At 39.4% G+C, this 26775-nt stretch carries 26 protein-coding genes, 1 tRNA gene and 2 pseudogenes; 11 read left to right on the top strand and 18 right to left on the bottom strand.

Going from position 1 to position 26775, the window contains the following annotated elements; translation table 11 throughout:
* Nucleotides 1-346 precede the first annotated feature (346 nt).
* Both AC1TO9_RS21795 and AC1TO9_RS21790 read left to right on the top strand, forming a co-directional pair.
* Entirely contained in the window at nucleotides 347-1048 is a 702-nt protein-coding gene (locus AC1TO9_RS21795) for a rhamnogalacturonan acetylesterase (protein ID WP_482060494.1), read from the top strand.
* A gap of 34 nt (nucleotides 1049-1082) precedes the next feature.
* Nucleotides 1083-1925, top strand: a complete 843-nt coding sequence (locus AC1TO9_RS21790; protein ID WP_482060493.1) for a sugar phosphate isomerase/epimerase family protein — start codon at nucleotides 1083-1085, stop codon at nucleotides 1923-1925.
* A 286-nt stretch (nucleotides 1926-2211) separates the two neighbouring features.
* On the opposite strand, the gene AC1TO9_RS21785 is transcribed toward AC1TO9_RS21790, so the two are convergent.
* Nucleotides 2212-3510 (bottom strand): uracil/xanthine transporter, encoded by a 1299-nt coding sequence (locus tag AC1TO9_RS21785; protein ID WP_482054341.1) that lies wholly within the window; start codon nucleotides 3508-3510, stop codon nucleotides 2212-2214.
* A gap of 239 nt (nucleotides 3511-3749) precedes the next feature.
* Nucleotides 3750-5456, bottom strand: a complete 1707-nt coding sequence (locus AC1TO9_RS21780) for a DUF4127 family protein (protein WP_482060492.1) — start codon at nucleotides 5454-5456, stop codon at nucleotides 3750-3752.
* A gap of 626 nt (nucleotides 5457-6082) precedes the next feature.
* On the opposite strand from AC1TO9_RS21780, the gene AC1TO9_RS21775 reads away from it, so the two are divergent.
* Nucleotides 6083-6301: a hypothetical protein gene (locus tag AC1TO9_RS21775; protein ID WP_482054343.1), complete on the top strand. Its 219-nt coding sequence runs from the start codon at nucleotides 6083-6085 to the stop codon at nucleotides 6299-6301.
* A 342-nt stretch (nucleotides 6302-6643) separates the two neighbouring features.
* On the opposite strand, the gene AC1TO9_RS21770 is transcribed toward AC1TO9_RS21775, so the two are convergent.
* From AC1TO9_RS21770 to AC1TO9_RS21760, 3 genes are all read right to left on the bottom strand, one after another.
* Entirely contained in the window at nucleotides 6644-7066 is a 423-nt protein-coding gene (locus AC1TO9_RS21770) for a MarR family winged helix-turn-helix transcriptional regulator (RefSeq protein ID WP_482054344.1), read from the bottom strand.
* Nucleotides 7063-8097 (bottom strand): NADH:flavin oxidoreductase/NADH oxidase, encoded by a 1035-nt coding sequence (locus AC1TO9_RS21765; protein ID WP_482060491.1) that lies wholly within the window; start codon nucleotides 8095-8097, stop codon nucleotides 7063-7065. The genes AC1TO9_RS21770 and AC1TO9_RS21765 overlap by 4 nt, the downstream gene beginning before the upstream one ends.
* 241 nt (nucleotides 8098-8338) lie before the next feature.
* On the bottom strand, nucleotides 8339-9211 hold the full coding sequence (locus AC1TO9_RS21760; RefSeq protein ID WP_482060490.1) for a helix-turn-helix domain-containing protein: 873 nt from the start codon (nucleotides 9209-9211) through the stop codon (nucleotides 8339-8341).
* 381 nt (nucleotides 9212-9592) lie between these two features.
* Here AC1TO9_RS21760 and AC1TO9_RS21755 point away from each other — a divergent pair.
* Nucleotides 9593-10858, top strand: a pseudogene (locus AC1TO9_RS21755) (family 8 glycosyl hydrolase); the annotation flags it as partial.
* 51 nt (nucleotides 10859-10909) lie between these two features.
* On the top strand, nucleotides 10910-11272 hold the full coding sequence (locus AC1TO9_RS21750; protein ID WP_482060505.1) for a discoidin domain-containing protein: 363 nt from the start codon (nucleotides 10910-10912) through the stop codon (nucleotides 11270-11272).
* 146 nt (nucleotides 11273-11418) lie between these two features.
* Here AC1TO9_RS21750 and AC1TO9_RS21745 read toward each other — a convergent pair.
* Nucleotides 11419-12452, bottom strand: a pseudogene (locus AC1TO9_RS21745) (IS3 family transposase); the annotation flags it as partial.
* Nucleotides 12436-12621 carry a hypothetical protein gene (locus AC1TO9_RS21740; RefSeq protein ID WP_482054347.1) on the bottom strand — a complete coding sequence of 62 codons (186 nt, stop codon included), beginning with the start codon at nucleotides 12619-12621 and terminating at the stop codon, nucleotides 12436-12438. The pseudogene AC1TO9_RS21745 and the gene AC1TO9_RS21740, both read right to left, overlap by 17 nt.
* Before the next feature lie 323 nt (nucleotides 12622-12944).
* Between AC1TO9_RS21740 and AC1TO9_RS21735 the strand changes: the two genes are divergently transcribed.
* The gene (locus tag AC1TO9_RS21735) at nucleotides 12945-13253 is read left to right on the top strand and encodes a TetR/AcrR family transcriptional regulator (protein ID WP_482060489.1); all 309 of its coding nucleotides are present in this window, start codon (nucleotides 12945-12947) and stop codon (nucleotides 13251-13253) included.
* A gap of 252 nt (nucleotides 13254-13505) precedes the next feature.
* Nucleotides 13506-13940, top strand: coding sequence for a DoxX family protein (locus AC1TO9_RS21730; protein ID WP_482060488.1), 435 nt, complete (start codon nucleotides 13506-13508; stop codon nucleotides 13938-13940).
* Between the two features lie 617 nt (nucleotides 13941-14557).
* Here the strand turns inward: AC1TO9_RS21730 and AC1TO9_RS21725 are convergent.
* From AC1TO9_RS21725 to AC1TO9_RS21710, 4 genes are all read right to left on the bottom strand, one after another.
* Nucleotides 14558-15049, bottom strand: coding sequence for a M26 family metallopeptidase (locus AC1TO9_RS21725; protein WP_482060487.1), 492 nt, complete (start codon nucleotides 15047-15049; stop codon nucleotides 14558-14560).
* A 100-nt stretch (nucleotides 15050-15149) separates the two neighbouring features.
* Nucleotides 15150-15380 carry a bacterial transcriptional activator domain-containing protein gene (locus AC1TO9_RS21720; RefSeq protein ID WP_482060504.1) on the bottom strand — a complete coding sequence of 77 codons (231 nt, stop codon included), beginning with the start codon at nucleotides 15378-15380 and terminating at the stop codon, nucleotides 15150-15152.
* A gap of 262 nt (nucleotides 15381-15642) precedes the next feature.
* Nucleotides 15643-16632, bottom strand: coding sequence for a Gfo/Idh/MocA family protein (locus AC1TO9_RS21715; RefSeq protein WP_482054351.1), 990 nt, complete (start codon nucleotides 16630-16632; stop codon nucleotides 15643-15645).
* On the bottom strand, nucleotides 16625-17623 hold the full coding sequence (locus tag AC1TO9_RS21710) for a Gfo/Idh/MocA family protein (RefSeq protein ID WP_482054352.1): 999 nt from the start codon (nucleotides 17621-17623) through the stop codon (nucleotides 16625-16627). Before AC1TO9_RS21710 ends, AC1TO9_RS21715 begins: the two co-directional genes overlap by 8 nt.
* 112 nt (nucleotides 17624-17735) lie before the next feature.
* Between AC1TO9_RS21710 and AC1TO9_RS21705 the strand changes: the two genes are divergently transcribed.
* Complete coding sequence (locus AC1TO9_RS21705; RefSeq protein ID WP_482054353.1) at nucleotides 17736-18608, top strand: helix-turn-helix domain-containing protein; 873 nt, start codon at nucleotides 17736-17738, stop codon at nucleotides 18606-18608.
* Between the two features lie 112 nt (nucleotides 18609-18720).
* Here AC1TO9_RS21705 and AC1TO9_RS21700 read toward each other — a convergent pair whose 3' ends face one another.
* The 3 genes from AC1TO9_RS21700 to AC1TO9_RS21690 are packed head-to-tail and all read right to left on the bottom strand — an operon-like array spanning nucleotide 18721 to nucleotide 22213.
* Nucleotides 18721-20400 (bottom strand): extracellular solute-binding protein, encoded by a 1680-nt coding sequence (locus AC1TO9_RS21700; protein WP_482060486.1) that lies wholly within the window; start codon nucleotides 20398-20400, stop codon nucleotides 18721-18723.
* Between the two features lie 6 nt (nucleotides 20401-20406).
* A complete protein-coding gene (locus AC1TO9_RS21695; protein ID WP_482054355.1) occupies nucleotides 20407-21291 on the bottom strand; it encodes a carbohydrate ABC transporter permease in 885 nt (294 codons plus the stop codon).
* A gap of 16 nt (nucleotides 21292-21307) precedes the next feature.
* A complete protein-coding gene (locus tag AC1TO9_RS21690) occupies nucleotides 21308-22213 on the bottom strand; it encodes an ABC transporter permease (protein ID WP_482054356.1) in 906 nt (301 codons plus the stop codon).
* Nucleotides 22214-22465: 252 nt separating this feature from the next.
* On the opposite strand from AC1TO9_RS21690, the gene AC1TO9_RS21685 reads away from it, so the two are divergent.
* Together AC1TO9_RS21685 and AC1TO9_RS21680 are read left to right on the top strand one after the other, a co-directional pair.
* A complete protein-coding gene (locus AC1TO9_RS21685) occupies nucleotides 22466-22792 on the top strand; it encodes a copper amine oxidase N-terminal domain-containing protein (RefSeq protein ID WP_482060503.1) in 327 nt (108 codons plus the stop codon).
* Nucleotides 22793-22842: 50 nt separating this feature from the next.
* Complete coding sequence (locus AC1TO9_RS21680) at nucleotides 22843-23004, top strand: hypothetical protein (protein WP_482054357.1); 162 nt, start codon at nucleotides 22843-22845, stop codon at nucleotides 23002-23004.
* A 48-nt stretch (nucleotides 23005-23052) separates the two neighbouring features.
* Here AC1TO9_RS21680 and AC1TO9_RS21675 read toward each other — a convergent pair whose 3' ends face one another.
* The 4 genes from AC1TO9_RS21675 to nrdR all read right to left on the bottom strand — a co-directional run bounded on the left by AC1TO9_RS21675 (nucleotide 23053) and on the right by nrdR (nucleotide 26383).
* The gene (locus AC1TO9_RS21675; protein ID WP_482054358.1) at nucleotides 23053-23301 is read right to left on the bottom strand and encodes a hypothetical protein; all 249 of its coding nucleotides are present in this window, start codon (nucleotides 23299-23301) and stop codon (nucleotides 23053-23055) included.
* Nucleotides 23302-23954: 653 nt separating this feature from the next.
* The gene (locus AC1TO9_RS21670) at nucleotides 23955-25328 is read right to left on the bottom strand and encodes a BclA C-terminal domain-containing protein (protein WP_482060485.1); all 1374 of its coding nucleotides are present in this window, start codon (nucleotides 25326-25328) and stop codon (nucleotides 23955-23957) included.
* Between the two features lie 430 nt (nucleotides 25329-25758).
* Nucleotides 25759-25834 (bottom strand) — tRNA-Ala (locus AC1TO9_RS21665).
* Nucleotides 25835-25915: 81 nt separating this feature from the next.
* Nucleotides 25916-26383 carry a transcriptional regulator NrdR gene (gene nrdR / locus AC1TO9_RS21660; protein WP_482054360.1) on the bottom strand — a complete coding sequence of 156 codons (468 nt, stop codon included), beginning with the start codon at nucleotides 26381-26383 and terminating at the stop codon, nucleotides 25916-25918.
* 137 nt (nucleotides 26384-26520) lie between these two features.
* On the opposite strand from nrdR, the gene AC1TO9_RS21655 reads away from it, so the two are divergent.
* Nucleotides 26521-26739, top strand: coding sequence for an alpha/beta-type small acid-soluble spore protein (locus AC1TO9_RS21655; protein WP_438349636.1), 219 nt, complete (start codon nucleotides 26521-26523; stop codon nucleotides 26737-26739).
* Nucleotides 26740-26775: the final 36 nt, after the last annotated feature.

Raw genomic sequence — 26775 nt, 5'->3', positions numbered from 1 at the left:
TTTATATCTACTTTATATATTATAGCGCTTTCACGAATTCAAACAAGCATTTAACGTGTGCATTAATTTTCTTGATAGATACCAACTTATCCATATGCATACCATTTCCCCATAAAAAACGATTGTTTATAAATCTTATTCAGTGTAAAACTTTGGAATCATTATACCATAATCATTGATCCTCGACATGATAGGTATTTCATATGTACATTTCATTTTAATCCTTGACTTAAAAATAGGTAATTATTACAATGAAATCGTTAACAACTATATCTAATAGTAACGAATTATATTTTATATCAACAATAAATGTTAACGTGTGCAATATGATGAGGAGGGAAAACAAATGACACAGACACTTTTTATCGCTGGAGATTCTACCGCGGCTATTAAAGGCGAAAGTGAAAAACCTATGACAGGCTGGGGAGAACTCCTCCAAAGTTATTATGGTAAATCTATTAAAGTGGAGAATCGAGCTATCAACGGACGAAGTACCAAATCTTTTCTAGCGGAGGGCCGCTTGGCTGCCATTGAACAAGAATTTCGAGCTGGCGACTACCTTTTCATACAATTTGGACACAATGACGAGAAAAAAGAAGATCCGTCTCGCTATACCGACTCTGATACAGAATATCGCCACAACTTAATTCAATTTATTGAATCCGCTCGGCAGCGTGGAGGAACTTCCGTACTGTTGACATCTTGTAGCCGTCGTCTATTCACTTCAGAGGGTACGCTCGATCCACTTGCTGTAGGTCCTTATCCAGCAGCGATGAGACAAGTAGCCGAAGAGACACAGACACCACTACTCGATATATTCGAAGATTCGCAACAGCTATACGATACATTAGGTGAAGAAGAATCCATGAAACTATTTATGCATTTACCTAAAGGTACGCATCCAAATTACCCATCCGGCGTTGAGGACAACACCCATTTCTCTGAGGAAGGCGCTCGAGAAATCGCCAAGCTTGTGGTACAAGCCATTGAACAATCCACTGCACTATCATTATTAGAGTTAAAGAGGTTGTTACAAGAAACCGATTGATTCATATCATATTAAATTAAAGAGGAGTGTTTACATGACTGCCCCCCTTCATCTAGGTATAAGAGCACATGATTTCGGACAAATTCCTTTAGAAGACTTGATTGGGAAGATACAACAGTATAACTTATCGCATATTCAATTTGCTCTAAAAAAGTCATTTCCCGAAAGCGCTCCAAGTCTTGCTGCTATTAGTCCAGGAACAGCCAGTTACTATGGTAATGCATTCAGACAAGCTGGTATCCAAATAGCCGTTCTCGGCTGCTACGTCAACATTGTGGATACTGACCCGCAAAAGCGAGCACAAGCCTTATCTGAATTCAGTACTCATCTTCGCCTAGCCAGAGACTTCGGCGCTAGTCTAGTAGGCACAGAGACCGGTAGTGTTGGGCAAGGCTATACAACGGACAACTTTACAGAAGAAGCTTTTCAGGAGGTTGTTACTTCCGTAAAAGCAATGGTGGCGGAAGCCGAACGTTTTGGTGTGACCGTGGGTATCGAAGCTGGATTACATCATCCGCTGCACATGGCATCATTGACACGACGGCTACTTGATCTTGTTCCTTCTAATAATCTTCAAGTGATTCTAGATTGTGCAAATCTTATGTCGCCTATCAATTACTCACAACAGGAATCCGTCGTTGCGGAAGCTTTCGAACTTCTAGGAAATCGGATTGCTGTCATTCATTTGAAAGATTTTATAGTTGAGGATGGAGTAATCAAAATTGTTCCTGTTGGCCAGGGTTGGCTTCAATTTGAGCCTATTCTGCGGTATATGAAACACCAACGCCCGCATATTCAAGGTCTATTAGAAAGTACCACTGAACCCTATTTGGACGAAAGTATTTCCTTTATAAAGCGAGTTTATGAGGAAGTATAATGAGAGGTCTGTCGTAACTCTTCGTGTATAAACATCAAAGAAACAACGTACTAAAAAGAACCATACGTGTGGTGTATAATACCGCTACGGTAACGGATTATCCTTACGATCGCTGTTGCCCTCCGATTTCTTGATTGTATACCGCATAGCGGTTGAAATCAGAGGGCAGCATATGCTTTCTGCGATCAGAGCACAGATAGGTCCATTGAAGTTAAAACTAGAATATTTCGATCTTATTTCGTATATTTCACACTATGCAGTTTCCTATTAGTTTCTTATTCTTTTGTCATGTTAATATTTTCTTGTCACGATCTCCCCATTTAATAGTAGTCTCCATGATTAATGAGATAAGGACTCCCATGATGAATCCATTACTAATGATCGGTTGTACAACAGTAGGTAGATTAGCAAACAACTTAACATCCACTGACATCAGACTTACCCCTATGAGAACTGGTGCTGCAACCCGATGAATCGTGATCGAATCAAATGTGTATCCCTTCAGACTTTTAAAAGAAGTTCCCAACAACTGAAGATAGGCAATGAATAGCACTGCGTTCCCTACTGAGATCGGGAGTGTTGCCAACATTAACCCAAGGGGTGGAATGATTCCTAGAATGATAATAAGTGCTCCGCCAATAAAAAAGGGCTTGCGATGAAAGATTTGCGTACTTTCCAAAAAACCGATAGAAGAAGCAAACGGTGCGTAAGATACAAGTCCGAATAACGATGCCACCATACAATATGCACCTGTTAAGAAAAGGGAATTTCGATATTGGCTCGTTGAAACCTCTTCATTTAATAGTTTGGACGCTGCTTGAAGAGATGCGATCGTATTGCTCATATTAATAAAACAACCTATAAAAGTAATCGTAATAATCCCGAATTGCAAATTTGGACTGCCCAGTGGAAATATAGAAAAAACACCAACAGCATCCCCATTTAGGGTGTTTGTAGTTGGAAAGAACATAGCATAAAGGCTCCATCCTACAACTATTCCGATTAATAACGAAAAATTGCCGATGTTCTTACTTCCTTTAATTTTTAAGAGACCTACAAAGATAGCGATTCCTAATGAGAACAATGTGATCGGCAAATCCAATGTCCCATCTTCATTCACTGTCAACATACCCTTGAAAAAGATAAAAGCGAGCTGAAATGTTAACAGTAACAAAAATACGTTCATTACCATCGGACTGAATACTTTACGAATAAAAGGAATCGCCTTACAGGCAGCCAATATCATAATTAGAGCCCCGGCAAGCAGCATTCCTGTAGCAATTCCCCCTCCAATTTCGCCCAAACTAAGTCCAAGTGTAGGAGCAGATAAGCATAAGTTAAGAATTAAAGCCCACATAACACCCGAATGACCTTCCATCAAGGGAAAGCGATGACCAATTAAGCCCTGTAAAATACACGCGACACCTGTCACAATGAGCGAACTCCGCAAAATGGTAGCCACTTCATGTGGAGGCAATTCAAAAGCTAAACCGATTGAAATTGGTACAACGACAATGTTAGCAAAAATAAAAAACACCCATTGTATCGATGCAAATATCGTTACTCGAGAAGAAAGTTCCTTCATACTCACCCTATCCTTTATGTAACTGCAAAATCCTTTTAACATTTAATTATAACCACATACTCTTAAACTTGCAAAATCGCAATCTGTACGATTTAGTTGGTCTTAATAGATTTTGCCAAAAAAACAAAGACTGACCACCCATTTTTGAGGTTTCAGCCTTTGGTTCTGACTTGGTATTATAATGAAATCATTGTTATTAGTGCTCATCATCAAGTTAATCATTTATTATAGATACCGTATCATTTCAATGTAACCTTAGGGCTTAAGGTAATTTCAAATACACGCTTCCAAATATAATCAGGATTTGCATACGCAAGTGATGCGCTAACATATTCTGAGAATAACCACGTTGACCCGCTAATTTGGCGTACATTGCAAGATTTCGTCGAAGAGCCGATCCGGAAGGCACTTTTCCCTGCAAGAGTACTTGTGTAAGTCTGCATTCGATCTCTCAGGAGAATAATCATATGGTTGTAGTCACTCGTCGAGTTGAAAAGACCCATATTTTGATCCGGATAAAGAACATTCGTATACAGCGTATGTTCTCTCGAAAAGGTTCGGATTTCGGCAATGGCCACTGCTTTATAGTAATAGTCTTTCAAGAAACGTTTGAACAAAAGTGCCCCATGTGCATTCACTGCCTTCTTAAGGGCTGCGGGATGCGTTTCCGTTACCAAATATGCGTACCGTGCCTGCCCCATTCCGAGTGCAATTCCTATTTTGTTCCCCGCAGTATTCCACGCGCTGTACCCCAAAAGGCCGCCAGTGAATGGATTGTCCAGTAAGGCCTCTGTTACCGTTTCATTAGCTGCACCGTTGGCAACAAAATCAATTGCGATGGTCGGGATACGATTGTTACCATTAGATTGAATACGGCTTACTGCACTGGATACTTCGTTAGCGTCCGTAATTGCGATAATTTCCAGATCATAAGAGCCACACGTAACAAATTGACCTCCAATCATTTCAACATGATGCTGAATGTTCTGATGCACACTCATATACTCGTATGGGTTAATTATCGTTGAACCATTAGGTCCATAGTAATGTACCATGTATCGCGGCTTTGCTCCGCAACGATACAGCTGGTTCGCCATGCGGGCCATGAGCGAATAACCCAAGCCATCTGCGTCAGGAAGAATAATAGCACGCTCAGAACTTTGTTCTTGAGTACCGCCTCCGAACCAATCATTGATTCGTCCTTCAATAAAGGAGATTTCATTTGCCTGTACTCCCTCGGTAGAGGAATCATCGACACCAATCGCAAGAAAGTCAATATAACCTAACCGAGCAAGTTGATCTAGGATATAATAGTTCGACTTGAATTTGTGAATTCGTGCGTTATAATATTGCTCCTTGTCGAAGTTGACCACATCTCCAAAAGGCGTGCTGTCCGTTTTTATATTATAACCGTTTAGAATGTCATTGAAATCAGAAAAGTCTTTTCGTGGTTGTTGATTAAAGCTACGGGACTCCGTATAAGCGTCATAATCCTGACCCTCAACATACGCTGACGTAGCCATTCGCATGACGGTATCTAGAATATAGAGAGGCTTATCGGGATAGCACTGCTTGATTTCGCGAATAACGTCTAACAAATTTGTCGTGGTAACATCATAGTTCGGATAATTCTCTCCACCACTTGTGCGAAGACGTCTACTTCCGATTAATCCACCGTAGGCGAGCATATCCGTTGAAATAACGAATCCATCAACAGATGATGCATTATCGAGAATGAATTGGCGAATGTTCGACTTGGCTCCAAAGGTGGGTGAAGATGTGCTTAGGAGCGTCGATCCCGATTTTGTTTTTTGTGAGTCAAGACGATTCTTAATATCCTTAATATGTGGCGTAATGACCTCAATTCCAGCCGTCTTCCCCAGAACGATGACATCATCCAAGTTTACCGGACGGTCGTCAAGCGGTACATACAGAACTCTTTTCATATAAACAACTCCATTTCAGTAGTGATAGGCACATAAGTTCATTCCATTTCTTTTCCTTCATGTTTGTGCCTTCACTTATATAGGTAATTCATAGTTCGAAAAAACAACCGACAAGTATATTTTTTTATAATAATCGACTCGCTATTCTTCTTCTCTGTACGTTTAATAGATTAAATCACCTGCGTCCGTTGGTTCTTCAATTCAAGTTCATAACCAAGTCTCACTAAAATATGGTACAATTAACGGAACATATGTTCCTATATTGATTGTGGAAATGCACTTAGAATTTCCCTATAGATATATGGACCATGTAGAAGGGGAGCGATTAAATTGGTATTTGAGACACAACAAAGTATTTATGAACGTTATAAAACAGAGGTTTATCGTATTGCATGGAGGTTACAGTATCGAGCTAAAGTCATTAATAAACGGGAATGTTCTTTCTATGGAATAGAGCCTGCTACACCCAACTTCACTACCTCTACTGAAAACAAAATCGTAGTTCAACAGCTCATAGACACTTTACCTCCATACGGAAAGATCATTCTGTATAAACTCTATATACAAGATCAGACTGAATCCGAAGTCGCTCGTCAACTAAAAATGAGCCAACAGGCGGTGAATAAATGGAAGCGAAAGATGATACAGAAACTATCCCAGACAGTGAATTCCTAGACTTACTTCATTGTGCAAAACAAGATGATCATGAGTCCATGTTGGAACTCATTGAATTGTTTAAAGAAGACATCCTTCGACTAAGCAAGTTTATCTATATGCCGCAAGAAGATGCCATATCTCAAATCGTTTTAGAGTTTCTTGAATATATTAAGAAAAGTAAGGATTAACTCTATATTTTTAAGCTGAAGTACCTTCATTTCCCTAGCTGTCATAGAACAAGTTTGCCGCCATCGTTCGACTCTACTCTTCCATTTCTCTAAACAAATTGAGAAAATTCGCCCTATGCACCGATACGGTGCTCTTCGTATATCATGGCAGTATTAATCCACAGAACTATATACTTTCTTATATTATTAAAAAACGGGTCCTCTACAGGACCCGCTTGGATTATTTTATATTAAGTACAGCAATTTCCACCTTCTAATGTATAACTGGTGCCTTCATATGGATCATTAACTTCCCCTTTTAAAGTAGGTTTTCCATGACTGAAGTAAGCTAGAACATCTTTATTATTGTTTTAACTTCAGCATTTGTTGCAGTAACTGTTCTACTTCTATCTTTGGAAAAGCCACAAGTAAAGTTTCTTTAAAAGTTACTTGTGATTTATCGAGCTTATCTTGACCTATTTGTGTCAATGAAGTGTAGATACTTCTGCGATCATTATCGCATGCATGTCTTTGTAAAGCCCCACAGCCTTTTGCTTCAAATCGACTTACCAGTCTGGATACAGCGCTTTGGCTTAAACCAACCATTGACTCCAACTTTTGCAATTTCAGCTTCTTTTCTGGTGCTTCAGACAAAAATAACAGCAAATAGAATTCTTTTAATGACAAGTCATGTTTCTCTTGTAGATTAGCTTCTAATTCATTAGCTACGTTCATTTGTATATGCGTTAATGTCAACCAGTTAGTTATAAGGTCATTGTTCATCATTTGATTCTAGGAAATCCAAGTTCATACTGTTTCGGCATGTCTATTCCTTTATTAAGGGCGACTGCAGCCTCCAACGTCCAGTAAGGATTTCTCAACATTCCCCGTCCTACCGCGACAAGGTCAGCATCTTCATTCCCGATTACCGCATTGGCGAGCACGGGTTCATCTAATCTTCCAACCGCAATAACAGGAACATTCAGCTTCTCCTTGAATTCTCTAGCCAACGGAACTTGGTAAGCTGCATGCGTTCCTGGCATTCCTGCCGCAGCAATAGCTCCTTCTCCACCTGCACTAATATGAAAAATATCTGCTCCCGCTTCTTTATATACCTTGCTGAACTCCAGACTCTCTTTCATTCCATATCCGCCTTCAACATATTCCTTAGCGGAAATACGTAGGATTAAAGGCATACCTGTTGGCATTTCACTTTTTGCTGCATGAATGACTTCTTTACCAAACAGGGTTAAATCTTCTCCATATTCATCCGTTCTACGGTTTGTTAGAGGCGAATGAAACTGATGAATAAGGTATCCATGCGCACCATGAAGCTCAATGACATCAAATCCCGCTTGGATAGCTCGTCTTACACCTAGTCGGAATTTCTCTACCATCCCTTTCACTTCTGCAGTTGTTAGTTCCCTCGGCGTTTTAGATTCAGAGTTAAAAGGAACTGCCGATGGGGCTACAGGAACCGGAGCATCCTCAGCCTTACGTCCTGCGTGTGCAATTTGAATACCCACTTTAGCGCCATAAGAATGACAAGCCTCAACAATTCTTGCCAATGCAGGAATCTGTTCATCGGACCAGATCCCGAGATCATAATCGCTAATTCGGCCATCAGGTTCCACATCAGCCATTTCAATAATAATTAACCCGGTTCCACCGATTGCTCTGCTCACATAATGCATATAATGCCAATCCGTAGCGATTCCATCTTTGTTATCGACAGAATATTGACACATCGGAGGCATAACCACACGGTTTTTCAATTTTAAATCCATCATTTCATAGGGCGTAAATAAATCCTTCATATATCTCTCTCCTCTTGGTAATATATCTAAGTTTATTTGACTCATATATACGAATATTTAAAATCGCATATTAAATGCATGCTCATACATGTAATATATCTAACATAGATACTTCTGTCAACAGCCGATAAGTTCCATACCTAGATATGAATGCAAAAACGGGTCCAATACAAGACCCGCTTGAATTATTGTATATTATATACATAAAATTTCACATTATACATTTAAGTCCACTCCATTACTAATGCCTTACTTCCCCCAATACCTTGGTTCGATATCCCTTTGGCGTTACCCCCAACGCTCCTTTGAACACTCGACAGAAATAGGATGAAGTCTCGAATCCAACCTCATTTGCAATCTCACTAACACTTTTGGACGTTGTTTCTAGTAGATGGCATGCCTCCCTCAATCTCCTAAAAGCTATAAACTTCGTCAGACTGCTACCCGTTTTCGCGCTGAATGTATGCGACAAATAAAAAGGAGACAAATGAAGGTCTTTCGACAACTTGTCCAACATGAACTTATTTCTATAATTCGCATTCATCCACTCGATAATGAGCTTAATCGTCAAATTCGTTTTCAGCTGAGGAGTCGTTTGCCTTATGGGAGCTAGATTGTCCTCGTATTGACGAAGTTGCTGTAGAAATGATATCACGAATAACACAAACTCCTCATGCGATTTAACGAAAGAAGCATTTTTAGTCCTTTGATTCAATATTTCATATAGGTTTAGAAACTCATTTTGGAGCGGTGACAAATATAGAACAGGTTGAACTAGCGTAGATTTCCATAAAACCGTAAAAAACTTGTGAAGGGATGGAAAGGCAATCAGTTCCGAATCCACGAGAAAAGGATTGAACATAAACCCCGTCCTTACAAAAAGCTGACTAACCTCCAATCGATACGGCTGAGAAGGCTGAAACAGCAGCAACGTCCCCGGCACGATCGGAAACGGATTACCATGGATGTGGGCTATACCTTCGCCTTCATACACATATAGAAACTCCATACTTTGGTGAGCGTGAACGACCTCCCAGTTGTGTTGATTGCTCGTTTTGAGATAGTTTAGGTGGAATGGTTCCTTATTCAAATTTACTTTCGTGCTAAATTTCATACGAAACCTCCTAATAAATAAAATAAAAGCATTTATTTTAAAAGATAGCAATTAAATAACATTTTAAAGCAATAGATTGAAAGTTATAGCGCTTTCATTTTGCTATACTAAATGTATGGCAGCATTTCAGATGTCGTCATAATCCTTAAGTAAAGAAGGTGATGAGAGTCCTTAGCCATATCATGTGCTGCTAATGCAGCATACGGTAATTTGATACCATCATAAAAGATACGCCACCATCGATCCAGGTATTACAAGCCCAATGGTTAAAGCATGGAAGTGTCGTACAACAGTAGAATCATCTAAATTAATATTAACATAACACTAAGATTAAAGCGCTTTAATTAAATGGATTCATTATACGAAAAGGAGGAATTAATGATGAACAACGTAACCTCAATCAAACGTAATATGAAATTAATTGGTCTTGTACTTCTTTGCCAAGCCCTACTATTGCCACTTCTGGTTGCCCCAGCTCCATTTCAATCAAAAGCTCATGCTGCAGGGGAACTCAAACCATTTCCACAACAAGTCAACTATCCAGGCATTATAAAGCCTAATCATGTCACCCAAGCTGCTATGAATAGCGCCGTTTCAAGTTACTATGACTATTGGAAATCAAAGTACTTGAAAAACAACTTGTCTTCTTTGCCTGGCGGTTATTATGTAAAAGGTGAAATTACCGGTAACCCTCAAGGATTCACCCCACTTGGTACTTCGGAAGGACAAGGATATGGAATGGTCATCACCGCGTTAATGGCCGGCTACGATTCCAATGCCAAAACGATCTATGACGGTCTGTTTAAAACCGCAAGAGCTTTTAAAAGTTCTGGTAATGCTAATCTGATGGGCTGGGTTGTTGCGGATAGTAGCAGTGCCCAGGGCCATTTCGGTTCAGCTACCGATGGTGATTTGGACATCGCTTACTCTTTGATTCTTGCGGATCGTCAATGGGGATCCGCAAGTACGATTAATTATTTGGAAGAAGCCAAAAAAATGATCAACGCAATCAAAGCCAGCAATGTAACTACGAACAACAGGCTGAATCTTGGCGATTGGGATGCAAAAGGCACTTTGAACACACGTCCCTCTGATTGGATGCTCTCCCATTTAAGAGCTTTCAACGAAGTTACAGGAGATCAAATATGGTTAGATGTCATCAATAACTTGTATACCGTTTACGGCCAATTCTCGACAACTTACTCATCTACTACAGGTCTAATCTCTGACTTTGTTATTAATAATCCCCCTACACCTGCTCCATCCGGTTTTTTAGAGAGTACGTATGATAACGAATATAACTACAATTCAAGCCGGGTTCCATTAAGAATTGTAATGGACTACGCTTTTTACGGAGACACTAGAGGCCGGGATATTGCTAACAAAATGGCGGTATGGATTAAAGGTACGACAAGTGGCGTTCCAGGTAACATTAAAGACGGATATCAATTGAATGGTACAGCAAGAGGATCATATGCTACAGCCGTGTTCGTATCGCCGTTCATATCCGCAGCTACAACAAATAGCTCTCACCAAGCATGGGTAAATGCTGGTTGGGACTGGATGAAGAACAAGAAAGAATCCTACTTCAGTGATTCCTACAATTTGCTTAATATGCTCTATCTTTCAGGTAACTGGTGGAAACCAACATTCGGCGGTCCAACGACTGGATCTGACCTCGCTCTAGGCAAGACTGCTGTGGCTAGTTCAATAGAAGCAGCGGGATTCGAAGCTTCCAAAGCGACTGACGGTAATTCTTCAACAAGGTGGGCAAGTCTCGAAGGAAACAATAACGAGTGGATTTACGTAGATCTAGGTTCGAGCAAGAGTATCAACCGGGTGAAATTAAACTGGGAAGCCGCTTACGGTAAAAGCTACAAAATTCAAGTGTCCTCCAATTTAACGTCTTGGACGGATGTTTATTCAACAACAACTGGTAATGGAGCGATAGATGATATAACATTTACACCCCAAAATGGACGATATGTACGTGTACAATGTTCCGCGCGAGGTACAACGTATGGGTATTCACTCTTTGATTTTGAGGTATATGGTTCTTAATTTGTAGAATGCCTAAATGTTAGGTATAGGGGAAAAAAGTTCATTCACGTATGTCGTAGCATTCATCCCTAATTGATATTCGTGGGGACTGTGCACAAAACAAGCTTGGGTAGTCCTTATGGACCGTCCAAGCTTGTTTGTCATGTTCAAATCATTTGGGTACTAGTCTGATCGAACACCCCTTGTGGGCCAAGAGTCCCGTGAATACGAATGTGGTTGAACCAGTGTACATAGTCATATAGTTCTCTCGTTAGATCATCCAGACTATCAAAATGACGTCGCTTCACAAACTCTGTCTTGAAGAGTTTGAACGTTGCTTCTGCAACTGCATTGTCGTAGGGACAACCTTTCATACTCAAAGATCGTTTGATCTTAAACGTATCTAAGGCATCGTCTATCAGCTTGTTTTTAAACTCATTCCCACGGTCTGTATGAAAGAGCTGAATCCGATTGAGGTTGGTTTTAATCGATGCGAAGGCACGGTAGACGAGCCGATCATCTTTGTTTGGACCTGCACTATAACCTATGATTTCACGATTGAAGAGATCCACAAATACACATACGTAATTCCACTTTTGGTTGACTCTTACGTAGGTTAGATCACTCACGACAACAGACAATTCCTTCTCCTAAACAAACTGTCTATTTAATACATTAGCTTGTTTTGAGTCATTACAGCCCGTTGTGTGTGGTCTGTATTGAGCTACAGTATACGAAGAAACGAGACCCTGTTCTTTCATGATTCTCCCAATTCTTCGTCTGGATACCGTTAACTCTAGCTTTTCTAATTCTACTTTGATCTTACGTGTTCCATAGTTTTGACGACTTGCTTGGAATATATTGACGATAACAGAGGAAATCTCATCTTCTGAAAACGGCTCGCTCGCTTCATAATAGTATGTGCTTCTTAGGAGTTGAAGGACTGTACACATGGCTGATATCGAGTATTTGTGTTGATTATTCCGAATCACATTTACTTTCGTCCTAGTATCAGCGCAGCTTGCTTTAGTATGTCATTTTCCATAAGTAGCTGTTTGTTTTCTTTTCGAAGTTTAATAAGTTCTGCATCTTCTTTCGACAAGTTGTCCTTTTCCTTGAAGGAGCCTGTTTTCTCGCTTTGCATGATCCATTTATCTAATGAAGATGGTGTCAATTCATATTCTTTAATTATCTCTATCTTTCCAACCTTTCCCGAAATCACTCTCTTTAACATTATCTAAAATTAAAACTCTTCCTTCACTAATTTCAAATACATAACCTTGACCAGAGGGTTCGGAAGTTAGTTTCTCTTCACATCCCAACAAAGCAATTATCATTACTACTATCATCAACATCTTTAAATACCTCATTATCTATTCGCCTCCATAAACTAAACGAATGTGGTTCCATTTTTGTTACGAAAGGTTAAACTAAACTGCCCGTTAGCGGAAAAGACCTGCCGATTCATTGCTGTCGGCAAGTCTTTTCCTGATGTGTATTGCTATCGTGTTCCGATAGCTCATTAGCATGCTTCAGCTAAATGATGGAAATGAGATATGATAATAACTATTTACAAACCGACGGTCTGTATTTACAATAAAAATCTAGACACTAATCAATCGACGTATAGGTTGTCAAAAGAACACGGAGGGATTACCTTAAGCAAGAGGAACGGAGGCAGCAAACAACAGGGTTGCTACTTGATTCGACCAAAGAGCTGATACTAGAAAAAGGTTGTCACTCTGTCACTATGAAGGACATCATGGAAAAATCGGGATTGTCAAAGGGCGCTATATTCCATTACGTGAAGAGCAAGGACGAGATCTTTGCCTGGGTGCTGCAGGAGCGACTCGAAGAGACAAACGAACATTTTATGAACGTAGTGGAACAAAGCGAAAAAACGTTCGATGGACCCATGCAGAAGATCATTGACAGTCTTCCGGTGCTGGAAGTTGGTCAGGACGTAACGAACAAGGTGCTGATATATTTACTTGGAAAGTAAGATCAGCCTCTCGTCGCAGAAGTACTCAATCAGTATTATGAGCGGTCTGTGCATTTATCCAAGCAACGGTAAAAGACGTCATGCTTGCCGATTATGTATCTACGCTCTCAGATCTCGTGATCTTCTTTATCTCGGCTAATATGATTATCAAGCGTCCCGCTATTGGGTCATCTTCGGAATTGCCGCGACATTGTTGCCGATCATCATATTATTTCTCATGATAACGAAAAGCTTCTAAACGGAGGGATAAAGATGGTACCTTTATTTGCGCTTGTTGTTTCGTTTCTTCTGTTCTGGGTTCTCGGGTTGTTCGGCTGGCCTTATTTCGACAATTGGCATTCTTCGCTTCAGGGAGCAGTGGCCGTCATGCTACTGCTTACGGCTTCCGCCCACTGGGGAAAAAGACGGCCTGATCTCATCCGGATGATCCCGGCTGCCTTTCCAAAACCGGATTGGATTGTGACGGCCACCGGGTGGCTGGAAATTGCGGGAGCCATCGGCATTCTCTTCCCCACTACCTCCCGCGCGTCTTCCGTCTGCTTGGCGGTTCTACTTGTGACCATGTTCCCTGCCAATGTAAGGGCAGCCCGAAAAAAACTAACTATCGGTGGGAGACCTACACCTAAGATACTAGTCCGTACATTGCTGCAGCTCGTGTTTCTTGCGGCGGTCCTCTTAGCGGGTTAAATTTGCGCCTAGTTCATGTAGATCCAATAATTAACAACACAATTGATTTACAAAGGCAGCACGAACTCTATTCACGATGACGCAGCGTACGCGAAGTCTTGGTGCTGCTCTTCGCATATAAACATGATGACGAGTAGCGTAGCGAATCAGTTTTGATGTTTATATGCCAACTTCGATCGACCTACACTTCTACAATTATGGCCGAGATGGAGCAACAGCGTAAAGAAGAACGGAAGCAGGATTCCACTGCGCTAACGCTTCATTACCCTAAAGCTCTTCTACTACCTTGCTAGTCCCGTTAAAAATATCAATGGAAACTGGGTTCCTTTCCCAGGTTCGCTTGATATTTAGGGACGATGAACCGGGGGATTATATGCATTACGTTGTTTAAACAATCTTAACTCAAGCTAAGCATATATGCTTAAGCATGCCGTGAGAAAACAGGTCACCCACAGGGTCACCTGTACTTATAGACTATTATGTATTCAAGCTAGTTATAGTACAGCATACATGAGTCCTCATCTTGTTGAACAGGTGGGGGCTATTTGACGCTTACATAGGAAAATAACTTTCACGGTCAAGCGAATATTCCATACCTGGATCAACATGAATTAATTTCAGATATTACTAATAGACATCCCCTCGGCCAATCCAACTAACCCTCCAACGGAATTTCCACCCTGTATATTAACACCCTCAAGATTAATGTTAGTAAATGTGCCCAAAATAGTAACACCGAAGAGTCCTACAAATCCCGCACTACTTGTGATTGTTAAATTTCTTATTGTAAAACCCTTACCGTCCAAATGTCCGAAAAAAGCATTACTGTTGTTAGCACCGATTGGCGTCCAGCCGGCACCTTCTGAGTAGGAGCTCAAGTCAATATCTGACGTCAGTATATAGTAGATTCCTGTTCCTAGATGATTCCTAACCTCGTTGAGCTGATCAGCGTTAGCAATTTGATACGGATCACCTTGACTCCCCGTTCCTCCAGCGAACGCTACTGCCGCATGGGCTTTACCTGCACCAACAATTAACCCACTCAATCCACCTAAAACCAATACCATCACTAAGATGACTGAAATCCCCTTTTGAACAAAAACTCGCATGCAAATTCCTCCTTGAGATGATGTTTCTTATCCTTCTAAGAGATAAGTATACACACCCCCAATGACAACAGAATGACAAAATGAAACAAAAAGAGCCCTTCTATAAAAATAAAATGGGCCCTTCATCTAACTCATTATGAGCCGTTAGCTTCGTTAAGAGTCGGAATGCGACTTGCGTATCCCCTCTAGTTAATAAGGCGTCGCACAACCGATAGGTTAAGGATGTATATAGCAGCGATAATCGTTCAACCTTGCCCCGATCCCAAGGGAATGCACGATCTCCGAATAAATCTCCATTATATAGCTGTTCTAGCTCAAATGCCTGGTCGATATAGTTGTCTTCTATGATCCCTAGCTGTTTACAGCCTTATTCAAAAGTGATGCTATCGACACTGGTCTGAGCAATATCCAGCGCATAATACGATTCCAGCAAGTAATTCATAATAAAGATTTCGCCCTACTTGTGATACGGTTCATCTTATCATCTCTAACGGTGAAATTTAAAGGCTATAAAAATCAAATCAAGGATAAGATTCAATACCGTTTCCCCAAGCCCAACTCTCTTCCGTGCGTCTATTACAGCAAGATTTGATCTATTTCATAATTACAGGCTTACCCTCATGAACAGAGCGATATCCTGCTAAAGCTACAAGGGCAGAACGCATGCCATCTTCTCCAGTAATAGGTACTGATTGACTAGTCATTAAAGCTTCCACGAATGCTTCAACCATTCGTTGATCCATACTATCTCCCCAGTATCTCCAACTTTCTGTACTAAGTTGACTGCTATAAAGCTCATTAGTTTGAGCTAGGCCATTTACGGAGATAACACCTTTTGTACCAATAATATCTAAGGCTACGTCGCCCCAAGTTGGATACGGTTTCTGTCTGGACCAGCTTGTGTCTAGTACACCAAATACACCATTATCATACTTCACATGAATCATACCCGCATCATCAATGTCCAAATCATGATGGAAAAGAGTAGCTGCTCGTGCGTAAACCTCTATAGGTACTTTGCCAGTAAACCAATTCATAAGATCCATTACATGAACCGTATGATCCAATAAAGCTCCACCGCCAGATAATTGTTTATCGGTGAACCAGCCGGTAGGGGCTGTTCCTCTATTCATTCCCTTAAAGGCAACAATCTCTCCGATTTCACCTTCTTCAATAGATTGCTTTGCCTTTGCAACAGCCGTTATATATCTGCAAGGAAAGGCAGTCATTAGCTGCACCTTATTTCTTGCACAAGCATCAATCATGCTCTGCATGTCTTCAATAGAAATACCTAGAGGCTTCTCGCATAAAATATGCTTACCTTTATTCGCCGCTGATATAGTTAACTCTGCATGAAAAACATTTTCTGAACAAATAACAACAGCATCTATGTCCTGTTCAAGTAGCTCATTATAATCGGAATAATAAGCAATTCCATGCTCTGCAATCACCTTCTGTACACGGCTTTCAATGTTGTCAGCAATACCAATAACCTCTACCGTTGATAAGGAAAGCAAAACATTTAAGTAAGTGAATGCATGGCTGTGTGCAAAGCTAATCATACCAACCTTTAATTTACTCATGTATGCTACCTCCTTTTGCAAGATAGACAACTTGTCCAGTTTTTGCACTTTCCACGGCAGCTAATGCAATCTCTAGTGCTTTATATGCATCATGAGCATTAACTATAGGTTCTGTCCCACTCATCAAACAGTTTATAAAATGCTCCAACTCCCGATGATAAGGACTGTTAGCAACCGGACTATTATACACATTAACATATGAATGAGTTTCTTCTGAGGCAAATTTATGAACTTCATACGAATGACTTTTTAGACTATTTGCCACAATAATTCCTTTATCTCCTGAAATTTCTGCTTTTGTGTGAAATGGAACAGGATGCCCCCAACTTCCTTCAACGTTAGCAAAGCCACCATTTTCGAATTGAAGCGTAACGAGTGCATAATCCAAGTTCTCACTCACCGTATTTAATGTATACACGGATTCAACCTCACCCATTGTCCATCTTAAAAAATCCAAGTCGTGTATCATAAGATCCACGATGACTCCCTTACTTTTACTATAGTCTCTATACCAAGCTCTAGAGTTACCTGGATGAGAACCCACTCGAGAAGCATGAGCGACACCAGTTGCACCCACTAAATCATTATCTATTGCGTGCTTTATATTTACATATTGAGGAAAAAATCTGACTACATGACCTACAAATAAACGAACATTATTCTCGTCAGTGCATCGAATCATTTCTTCCGCATCTTCAAGTGTAAGGGCTATTGGTTTTTCGCAAATAATATGCTTTTTTGCTCTTGCCGATAATATGGTATACTCTTTATGCAAATAACTTGGTAGAGTTATACTAATAACATCAAAATCAGCCTCTGATAAAAGCTGTTCGAAGGAATAAAAAGCAGGGGCGCCTGTTTCTTGAGATAATAAATCGGCTTGCTTCACGCTTAGATCACAAACTCCCGTTAACTCTACTTCTTTCATTTTTAAATACACATTTGCGTGAACTTTACCTAATTCACCGCAACCTAAAACAGCAATTTTCATTTTCTTCTCCTTTTCGACTAAAAAGTTTAAATTTTAAAGTTAAATCTTTGAAGTTTATTCCATGATTCATTTAATTTGTATCCATATTCTATCTAAGTCAGAAGGTGATATCATGAATACGATTAATGAACCCATTAGCTATCAAAATTCATTATTAGAAATTAAAAGTTGGGAGTTTACTCATAACCTTGATACAGTAGCTGACTCACCTTGGCATTATCATAAGGAAATCGAAATGGTTTTAGTATTGGATGGCGTTCATAAAATATTTACGTCCACACAAAGCTATACAATGAATAAAGGAGATATTGTTCTAATTGGATCTTCTCAAGTTCATAAACCTTCTATTTTACCAAATCAAGAGGTAACCTATATTGTGCTCCATTTCAATCTTGAGCCTTACATGGATTTAGCAATGATGCACTATTCCAATTTTTTCCTGGAATCCATTAATCCGCTAGAAAGACTGAATTATTTATTTCAGCAGAATTCCCTTATTCAAGCTGAAATTGGCACGTGCATTCTCAGTATTCACAAGGAAATTATGGAAAAGAAAAAGGGCTATGAGATTGCCATTAGCATGCATATAAAGCATATTCTTTTAACGCTTTTACGCAGTGAACAGAAACCTGTTTTCTATGCTAATCATAGTGACGCACAATTGATTCATCGTATTATGACCTATATAAATGAACATCTATATGGAAAAATTGATATGAACCAAATTAGTAAGAAAGCTGGTATGAGCTATGTTTATTTTTCGCGATATTTCAAAAAAAAAGTAGGTATCTCCTTTACCGATTATGTGAACCGCCAACGAATTGCAAAGGCAGAGCGCTTATTATTAACCTATGATATGAATATTACCGATATAGCCGAAAAAGTTGGTTTAAATAATATGGCCCATTTTTATGAGCTTTTCAAAAGATTTAATGGATGTACACCGAAAAAGTTCAAAGAGAAATTAAATCAATTAGGAAAATAGTCAATTCGGTTATTGTTCCCTTAACAAATAAAGATGTCCGACACTTGCACTTCATAGTGCAGGTGCCGGGCGTCACTGTATACAGGCTTTGAATCACAGTATAGTGATCTATTTATTTACCAGAGAAACGTTGATATGCTGCTTCATACATTTCCATATAACGAGATAGACCGATTTTTTCTAACTCAGCTCCATACTTACCCCAGTTATTAAAGGATTCAGTACCAGAAATGAACGCTGCTTCTTTTTCTGAAATAAAGGTATATAGATCCTCTTGAAGAAGAGCAAGCTCATCTAACTCATTTTGAGAGAAGTTGAATGGTGGCCATACTTCATCAATAATATAATCCTCAATAACCTCAACAGCTGCTAATGTATCCTCATAAGTTTCAGCACCCTTAAAGTATTCTTGTTTTACTACGCTCGGGTAACCTCCACCTAACCAAGTTACATATTGAGCGAGTATTTGGTTTTGCGTCAAACCATCTGGATTGTTTTTAATAAAATCTAGATATTCCACTGAACCATCAGCTTGCTCCTCATAAGTAACACCTTCTAGACCCATGAAGAACATTTTAATACCTTCATCGGAGTAGAAATAATCCATCCAGCGAACAGTCGCTTCTGGACTCTCATTCTTATCTGTAATAACAAATGCGCCCTCTTTAACTAATGATGATGAAGTATAAGTAAATTCACGATCTCCATATGGTCCTTCCAAAGCATTCATACCTATAAAATTATCAGAGCTCATTGGATCATTTGCGTTATAAGCAATAGCAGAGCCGTATACACCTTCAGCACCTTGTGCGTAGAACTCTGCACTTGCAAGCGTAAAGATATCAGCATTCACTAAGCCTTCTGAATGAAGACGATTAGCATATTGAAGTACCTCCTTGTAACGATCAGAAGCACGGTAGAAGCGAAGCTCATTCGTTTCTGGATTAATGTCCACATAACGATGAGAAGTACCTTTATTGCCTAGTCCCCATGCACCTTGTATATATAATAGTAGAGCATCATATCCACGACCTACATACGGCAACTCATCAAATTTTCCATTACCATTCGGATCTTGTTCTTTTACAGCCTTTAAGTATTGATAAAATTCATCAGTCGTTGTTGGATTTTCCATTCCTAATTTTTCTAACCAATCTTCACGAATCCAGCCTTTAGCAGGCGTTAAAACAGAAGTGAACTCTGGATCATAGAACGTTGGGAATGAATAAATGTTACCATCTGGCATAGTTAATGCTTGCTTAATTTCAGGATTTTCAGCTAAAATCTTTTGGAAATTTGGAGCATATTCTGCAATAAGGTCATTTAGTGGCATTAAAATACCTTGCTGACCATACTTAAAGATTTCAGAAGATGTAAAATTTGCAGTGTGGAAAGCATCTGGATAATCACCACTAGCTAGCAATAAGTTTTTCTTCTCTGCTACTGCATCTGCTGGAACCATTTCCCATGTGATATCAACATTCGTCATTTTTTCATACTCTTCAAACAAGGGAACTGTGTTCCAATCTGGGTTTGAGGAATAGGCATACCCACCAAAGAAAGTTAAGTCAACCGCTTCATTTACAATTGGAAAACCTGTTGAATTCACATTTGATGCTGCAATGTCTGTTGTGGCTGCAGCTTGATTTGCATTAGTGCTGCTATTATTATTTACAGCATTTCCGCTACTACCACATGCAGATAATAAAATACTAGAAGCCATCAATAAAACTGCGCTTTTATTCATTACATTTTTCATTTTAACACTCCTCAAAAGTATGAATTTATTCATTAATAACTAACCCTTCAATGAACCTACTAGCATGCCCTTAACGAAGTACTTTTGTAAAAATGGATATAAAACAAGCATGGGCAAATTAGCAACGACAACAATCGCATACTTTAATGACTCTACCTGCATGAGATGCACAAGTGCATCGCCATCATTAAAATTAGTCATCGATTCCATCTGATTTTGGAGCAATATTTCTCTTAAAAATAATTGCAGTGGGTACTTTCCTCGATCTGTAAAATACATCAAAGCATTAAAATAAGAATTCCAGTGACCAACGGAATAGAACAGCAACATTACTGCCATAATCGGCAAAGATAACGGAAGAATAATACGAAATAAAATTCCGAAATGCGAGCATCCATCAATGGAAGCAGACTCCTGAATTTCATACGGAATCGCTGTTTGGAAAAATGTCCTCATGATAATCAAGTTCCATACCGATACAGCACCAGGGAAAATAACAGCCCACATCGTATTTAGTAAATCCAAGTCCTTCATTAGAAGGTACATAGGGATAATGCCACCACTAAAGAAAATTGAAAATACTAACAAAGCTGAAACGATATTTTTTAGAATATATTCATTACGTGACAGCACATACGCACCTAAGGTTGTCAAAACAAGATTAATAATTATACCTACAATCGTATAAAGAGTCGTATTGATATATCCAACTAGAATATCTTTATTATCAAATACCTTTAGGTACGTCTCAAAGGTAAAATCCACGGGCCAAAGCCATACTTTACCGTAAAGCACGTTCTCTGGCGCACTAAGGGAAGAGCTGACTACAAAGATAAGAGGATATAATACGACTACCGTGATCAAACAAAGCAAGATAATAATTACTACATTCGTTATTCTATCGCTTAATGTATCACGTACCACATCGATCACCTCTCCTCTACCATAAACTAGCCTGCTTCATACGACGAGCAATCGTATTGACCATAACTACCAGAATAAAACTAATGACTGAATTCAAGAATCCTATCGCTGTGGAATAGCTGTACTGAGCTCCTAAAATACCTGTGCGATATACATAGGTTGCTACAACATCTGAAGAGGATAGATTCAAATTATTTTGCATTAGGTATACCTTTTCAAATCCTACACCTAACACTTGTCCTACATTTAGAATAAGCAAAATGACAATCGTAGGAATTAACGCAGGGAAATTAATATGTCTAATGCGATTGAATAAGTTTGCTCCATCAACCTTTGCAGCTTCATATAGCTGAGGATCAATAGCTGTTAGTGCGGCCAAATAAATAATTGAGTTCCATCCAAGTGATTGCCATGCTCCAGACAATACATAAATCGTTTTGAACCATGCAGGATCAGTCATAAAATCTTTACTTTCCATCCCTAACACGACTAATAAGCGATTAATCATACCTGAATCTGGATCAAGAAACATTATAATCATCCCTACAACAACGACTGAAGATAGAAAATGTGGAGCATACGTTATCGTTTGAACAGTTTTACGGAACCAGCTTACTCTAACCTCATTGAGCAATAAAGCTAGAATGATAGGCAAAGGAAATCCTACGATAAGCTGAAATAAACCAATCTCTAATGTGTTCTTAACCAGTCTCCAAAACTGATAGCTTTCATAAAATCGTTGGAAATGCTCTATACCTACCCACGGACTATTCCAGATCCCTTTTGAAGCAATGAAATCCTTAAATGCAATTTGCAACCCATACATAGGGTAATATTCGAATATTACAAAATAGAGCAATACAGGAAGGATAATGACATGCAATTGCCATTGCTTTAAAAACTTAATACAATATTGTTTCATAGATTTTTTTATTGAAGAAAACTTATTTTCCTTGTACCCTTTCTCAATTTGTATTTCCAAAAATTCACCCCATTCTTTCTATGCTATTTGTTCACAAACTAATCATACAGTTGCAAAGCGCTTTTAGTATATTCTAAAATTCATTCAATTTATATTCATATTCAACCTCATTAACAATCAGTTAACAATGCCTTTAAATCAGAAAAACATATTGGTAATCTTTTACCAAAATATAATTTTTAAGGATTTTATATAGCAAATGAAAGGAGTTTATTCATTGAGCAGAGTGATAGCTTCCCGTTTATTGAATCGGGCCGCACATATGTCCCGATTCGGTTTGTGTCTGAGCGGTTGGGTTCGGAGGTATTGTGGAACCAAAACAAAAAAGAGGTAACGATCCGCTGGATCGTTAATGAGAAGAAAGCAAACGTGAATGGACAAACGGTTTCTTTTGATACGCCGTTGCTATTGAAGAAGGACAGTACGTTTGTACCGGTACGCTTTGTGTCGGAGCTGCTGGAATCCTCCGTAGAATATATTGCGAACTCCAAAACGGTAATAATATTCGATAAAAAATAGCTTCATTGAATATAGTGGCTGTTCCCTCCCTTTACAATCTGAATAAACACTTGTTCAAAATCGATGGTTATACGGTCAATACTTTCCACCATCGTTCCTTGCTCTTTCAGAAGATCGAACAACTCGTAGACAAAGGCGTGAAGAGAGGTGTTTTTAGCAAAGATGGTAATAAAAAATTACGTGAGATATTCAATCAAGCACCTGTTGAATGAGAATAAGTACAGCTGTAGAACATGCCATTTTCTGGCATATGAAACGAATCACTGACTCATCACGGCGGAAGGTTTGATAAACAACTTGCTAGAGAAAATCATAAAAGACAATACCAAAGGAGAATTATATGAGCCACTAGCTACCTTTTTATTGAAATATTCATATTGACTAACTAAACCGTGTTGAGCTGAAATCGTTAGAATATTATTCGATATTTGTTCCGTATTTTTTCTAGTTATACGATCCGCAACACTTCCTAGAGTCACGGTATTCCATTCAATCGGTATCTCACCCAATTCAGTCTGCTTATATTCCGTATTTTCAATTTTCTCGTCCGCTGTTGAAAGAATTTCAGCGATCTTTTAAAATAGAATTTATTGAATAGCTTAAATAAGCACCATTAATATTTGTATTGGGTCTGAATATATTGGTATCGCCACCGATAAGAACCTTATCAACTAAAAGAGAACTAGCATATGCAATGTCATAAGCAGATTACTCTCCATATTATTTCGTCCCCAATTCGTCCCCATTACACCAAATTCAAAAAACTCATTAACTAATAAAGCATTTACCTAAAACAAAAAAACCCTTACAGAGTAAGGGTTTGAAGGATAAAATTTAAGGTGGAGCCTAGTGGGATCGAACCCCTGACCTCATCACTGCCAGCGATGCGCTCTACCACGGATGGTCATTTACACAACCATAAAATAGAGTGAGGATAAAGATGTTATAGTATTTTTATTCTTGCCATTTTTCACGAACTGTTCGACTCATACTAATAATAGCTTCTCACCATAAACTTTAAGTGCTTAAACTCCATCATTTTCCTTCACCATTCGGGACTCACACCCTATAGATAGCGCCCATGCTGGGCGCAAAATAAAAAGGTCATCATTTTTCACATAATGATGACCTTCCTGCTTCGTATAGCCAAATTGAAAGTATATTAGGAAAGCTTCATAATAGATATTGAAGCGCCTTGACCTCGAGTTACCAATTCCACAAGTTCTGAAGCTCCATATAATTGAAGAGAAATTTTGCTTCCTGCAGTAATATACTCTATCACAGTAGCTGAATAATTTGATTGAGCATGACCTGGAGGAATGGTAGAAGTCAAAAGTGAAAAATCATTTATGAGTAACCGGGTTCCAATGCTTTTTGCCTCCGTCAAATTAACATGGTAGGTAATGTAATAAAATCCCGTTTGTTTAACTTCTATACCGTCAGATAAATGAGTGTAGTTTGTTGTATTAAGTGAAGCCGACGGCCAAGGTATTTTTATTCCCTCATAAGTGACAGAAACCGCTGTATTTTGCGTGACAGCATTTGCCCAAGGAATGGAGTTACTTCCTGACTCGCCTTGTGGGCCAGCAGCTCCAGTTGCACCCGTGTCGCCCTTATCTCCCTTATCACCTTGCGGTCCCGATGCTCCAGTTGCACCCGTGTCGCCCTTATCTCCTTTATCACCTTGCAATCCTGTTGATCCTGCTGGCCCTGTGTCGCCTGTGTCGCCTTTATCACCTTGCGGTCCTGCTGGTCCTGTTGCTCCCGTGTCGCCTATATCTCCTTTATCACCTTGCAATCCTGTTGGTCCTGCTGGTCCTGCTGACCCTGTGTCGCCTTTAGCTCCTTTATCACCTTGCGATCCTGTTGGTCCTGTTGGTCCTGTTGCTCCTGCGTCACCTTGCTCGCCCTGATCACCCTTTTCACCTGTTGGCTTTTCACTTGCTGACTGAGTATTAATATTGACTTGTCCCTTAGCACCATCACCCTCCCAAGCTATTTCCAACCCAAGAGAAGTGGCGAGCGCTCGAATCGGCAAGTATACACTGCCATGGAACGATAGAGGAGAAATTTTATTACCGTTTGTATCTAACAATTGAATCTGCTTGCCATCTACAGAAAGAGTAGCATTGGATACTTTCCCTGAAATTGTAGACCCTGTGTTCAATCCAGTATCATTATTAGGGGAGGCAGTAAATGAGATAGAGCTAGTTGTAATGTAAACCGCTTGCTCTGCTTGACTCCAGTCTACTTTTAATCCGAGTAGCTGAGAGGTCGCACGAAGTGGCAAATATAATGAGTTATCAATAGAAATTGAAAGGATATCCTGTTCTGCCTTCTTACCATCTACATAAATTGGAGTATTTGTTACCTTCCCTAGCGTATTTTCTGTCGCTGCTGCAACGGGTAATGCAAACATACTAGAAGCAATCAAACTAGAAGCAATCAAAATAAAAACAAGCAAAGCGCTCATTTGCTTCTTAATCTTATTATACCCACCCATCAATTCATATTTCATTTTCTTTTCAATGATCAAAATAATCTTACTCCCCTCGATATACATATTATTTTAAATAAATGAAAACAATCATCGTTAGCATTCCTTCAATATAGTTATAACATATCTTTTTGTAATAAAATGTAGTGCTGATTACAAAAAACAAAAAAAGAGCAATCTATATAAATTGAATTAATGTTTTTGAAAACTATGGTAAGAAAAACATTGCCTGCTTGTCGGATAAGAAAGGAAACCTATTGGAACGGGATATAGTTCGTTTAACTCGCTATTCCATCATAGGATGTCCGAATCTTGTTCATATGCTAACATAGCCAACTCGACGAGGACTTTTAGCGGTAGATTGAGACGCCGTACTCCTCCACATTCGCTTCGTGCGCGCGGTCTGCCTTGTGGCTCCACCATAATAAACAGAAAACCACGTCCTATGGACGTGGTTGATTTGTTTTATTGGTGGAGCCTAGGGGGATCGAACCCCTGACCTCATCACTGCCAGCGATGCGCTCTCCCAGCTGAGCTAAGGCCCCATTGACTTTGACAACAACTAATAACTTATCAAACAATAAAGATTATGTCAATATCAATATATCCCCTTGATAATATTCCTCTTATTCCTCAGACGTACTTTTAGATAAAAGAGTCTTCAGTTCTTTCATGAACATATTAATATCCTTAAATTGGCGATATACAGAAGCAAATCGTACATAAGCAACCTCATCCACCTGATATAGCTCTTCCATCACCAGTTCCCCGATCTGTTGACTTTCCACTTCTGGTACAGCCGTATCGCGAAGTGCCTTTTCTACCTCTGAGACGATCATATCGAACTGTTCTACAGATACTGGTCGTTTCTCGCAAGCTCGAATCAATCCGCGCATCATCTTATCTCTGCTAAACTCCTCACGATTACCATTCTTCTTGATTACAATTAGAGGGGCTTCTTCAACCATTTCAAACGTAGTGAATCTCCGTGCACATTGTTCACATTCACGCCTACGTCGGATCGATTTATTCTCATTCGCCGGACGCGAATCCAACACCTTAGTTCCCGAATAGTCACAGAAAGGGCACTTCATTTTCCTCAACACTTCCTTTTCACAGTGGATTAGTCCAACATTTATATTTATTTCCTTAATTTTCACACTTTATTTAGTTATGAAGATTGTATTTAAAGCACATAATACTTTTACCAACAGCGAGGAGGTGAACAACAATGAGCTCAAACAGCAACTCTAACAACTTAGTTGTAACTAAAGCTACAGGTGCCCTTGAACAAATGAAATATGAAATTGCTCAAGAACTTGGAATTAGCATTCCTCAAGATGGATATCAAGGTAATATGACTTCATATGAGAACGGTTCAATCGGAGGGTATATTACCAAACGATTAGTAACCATTGCAGAACAACAATTGGCTGGTCAATACAGCTAGTATAATTTAGATTAGGAGTGTTGGGCCGGATTAATA

Source organism: Paenibacillus sp. Y916, assembly GCF_056786435.1.
Note: the sequence above shows the minus strand (reverse complement) of the source record. Positions and strands in the feature narration are given on the sequence as shown.

Bases quoted from the DNA above. Each gene is read 5' to 3' on its own strand.
- AC1TO9_RS21795 (WP_482060494.1), top strand. From the start codon at position 347: ATGACACAGACACTTTTTATCGCTGGAGATTCTACCGCGGCTATTAAA.
- AC1TO9_RS21790 (WP_482060493.1), top strand. From the start codon at position 1,083: ATGACTGCCCCCCTTCATCTAGGTATAAGAGCACATGATTTCGGACAA.
- AC1TO9_RS21785 (WP_482054341.1), bottom strand. From the start codon at position 3,510: ATGAAGGAACTTTCTTCTCGAGTAACGATATTTGCATCGATACAATGG.
- AC1TO9_RS21780 (WP_482060492.1), bottom strand. From the start codon at position 5,456: ATGAAAAGAGTTCTGTATGTACCGCTTGACGACCGTCCGGTAAACTTG.
- AC1TO9_RS21775 (WP_482054343.1), top strand. From the start codon at position 6,083: ATGGAAGCGAAAGATGATACAGAAACTATCCCAGACAGTGAATTCCTA.
- AC1TO9_RS21770 (WP_482054344.1), bottom strand. From the start codon at position 7,066: ATGATGAACAATGACCTTATAACTAACTGGTTGACATTAACGCATATA.
- AC1TO9_RS21765 (WP_482060491.1), bottom strand. From the start codon at position 8,097: ATGAAGGATTTATTTACGCCCTATGAAATGATGGATTTAAAATTGAAA.
- AC1TO9_RS21760 (WP_482060490.1), bottom strand. From the start codon at position 9,211: ATGAAATTTAGCACGAAAGTAAATTTGAATAAGGAACCATTCCACCTA.
- AC1TO9_RS21740 (WP_482054347.1), bottom strand. From the start codon at position 12,621: ATGAGGTATTTAAAGATGTTGATGATAGTAGTAATGATAATTGCTTTG.
- AC1TO9_RS21730 (WP_482060488.1), top strand. From the start codon at position 13,506: ATGGTACCTTTATTTGCGCTTGTTGTTTCGTTTCTTCTGTTCTGGGTT.
- AC1TO9_RS21725 (WP_482060487.1), bottom strand. From the start codon at position 15,049: ATGCGAGTTTTTGTTCAAAAGGGGATTTCAGTCATCTTAGTGATGGTA.
- AC1TO9_RS21715 (WP_482054351.1), bottom strand. From the start codon at position 16,632: ATGAGTAAATTAAAGGTTGGTATGATTAGCTTTGCACACAGCCATGCA.
- AC1TO9_RS21710 (WP_482054352.1), bottom strand. From the start codon at position 17,623: ATGAAAATTGCTGTTTTAGGTTGCGGTGAATTAGGTAAAGTTCACGCA.
- AC1TO9_RS21705 (WP_482054353.1), top strand. From the start codon at position 17,736: ATGAATACGATTAATGAACCCATTAGCTATCAAAATTCATTATTAGAA.
- AC1TO9_RS21700 (WP_482060486.1), bottom strand. From the start codon at position 20,400: ATGAATAAATTCATACTTTTGAGGAGTGTTAAAATGAAAAATGTAATG.
- AC1TO9_RS21690 (WP_482054356.1), bottom strand. From the start codon at position 22,213: ATGAAACAATATTGTATTAAGTTTTTAAAGCAATGGCAATTGCATGTC.
- nrdR (WP_482054360.1), bottom strand. From the start codon at position 26,383: ATGAAGTGCCCTTTCTGTGACTATTCGGGAACTAAGGTGTTGGATTCG.
- AC1TO9_RS21655 (WP_438349636.1), top strand. From the start codon at position 26,521: ATGAGCTCAAACAGCAACTCTAACAACTTAGTTGTAACTAAAGCTACA.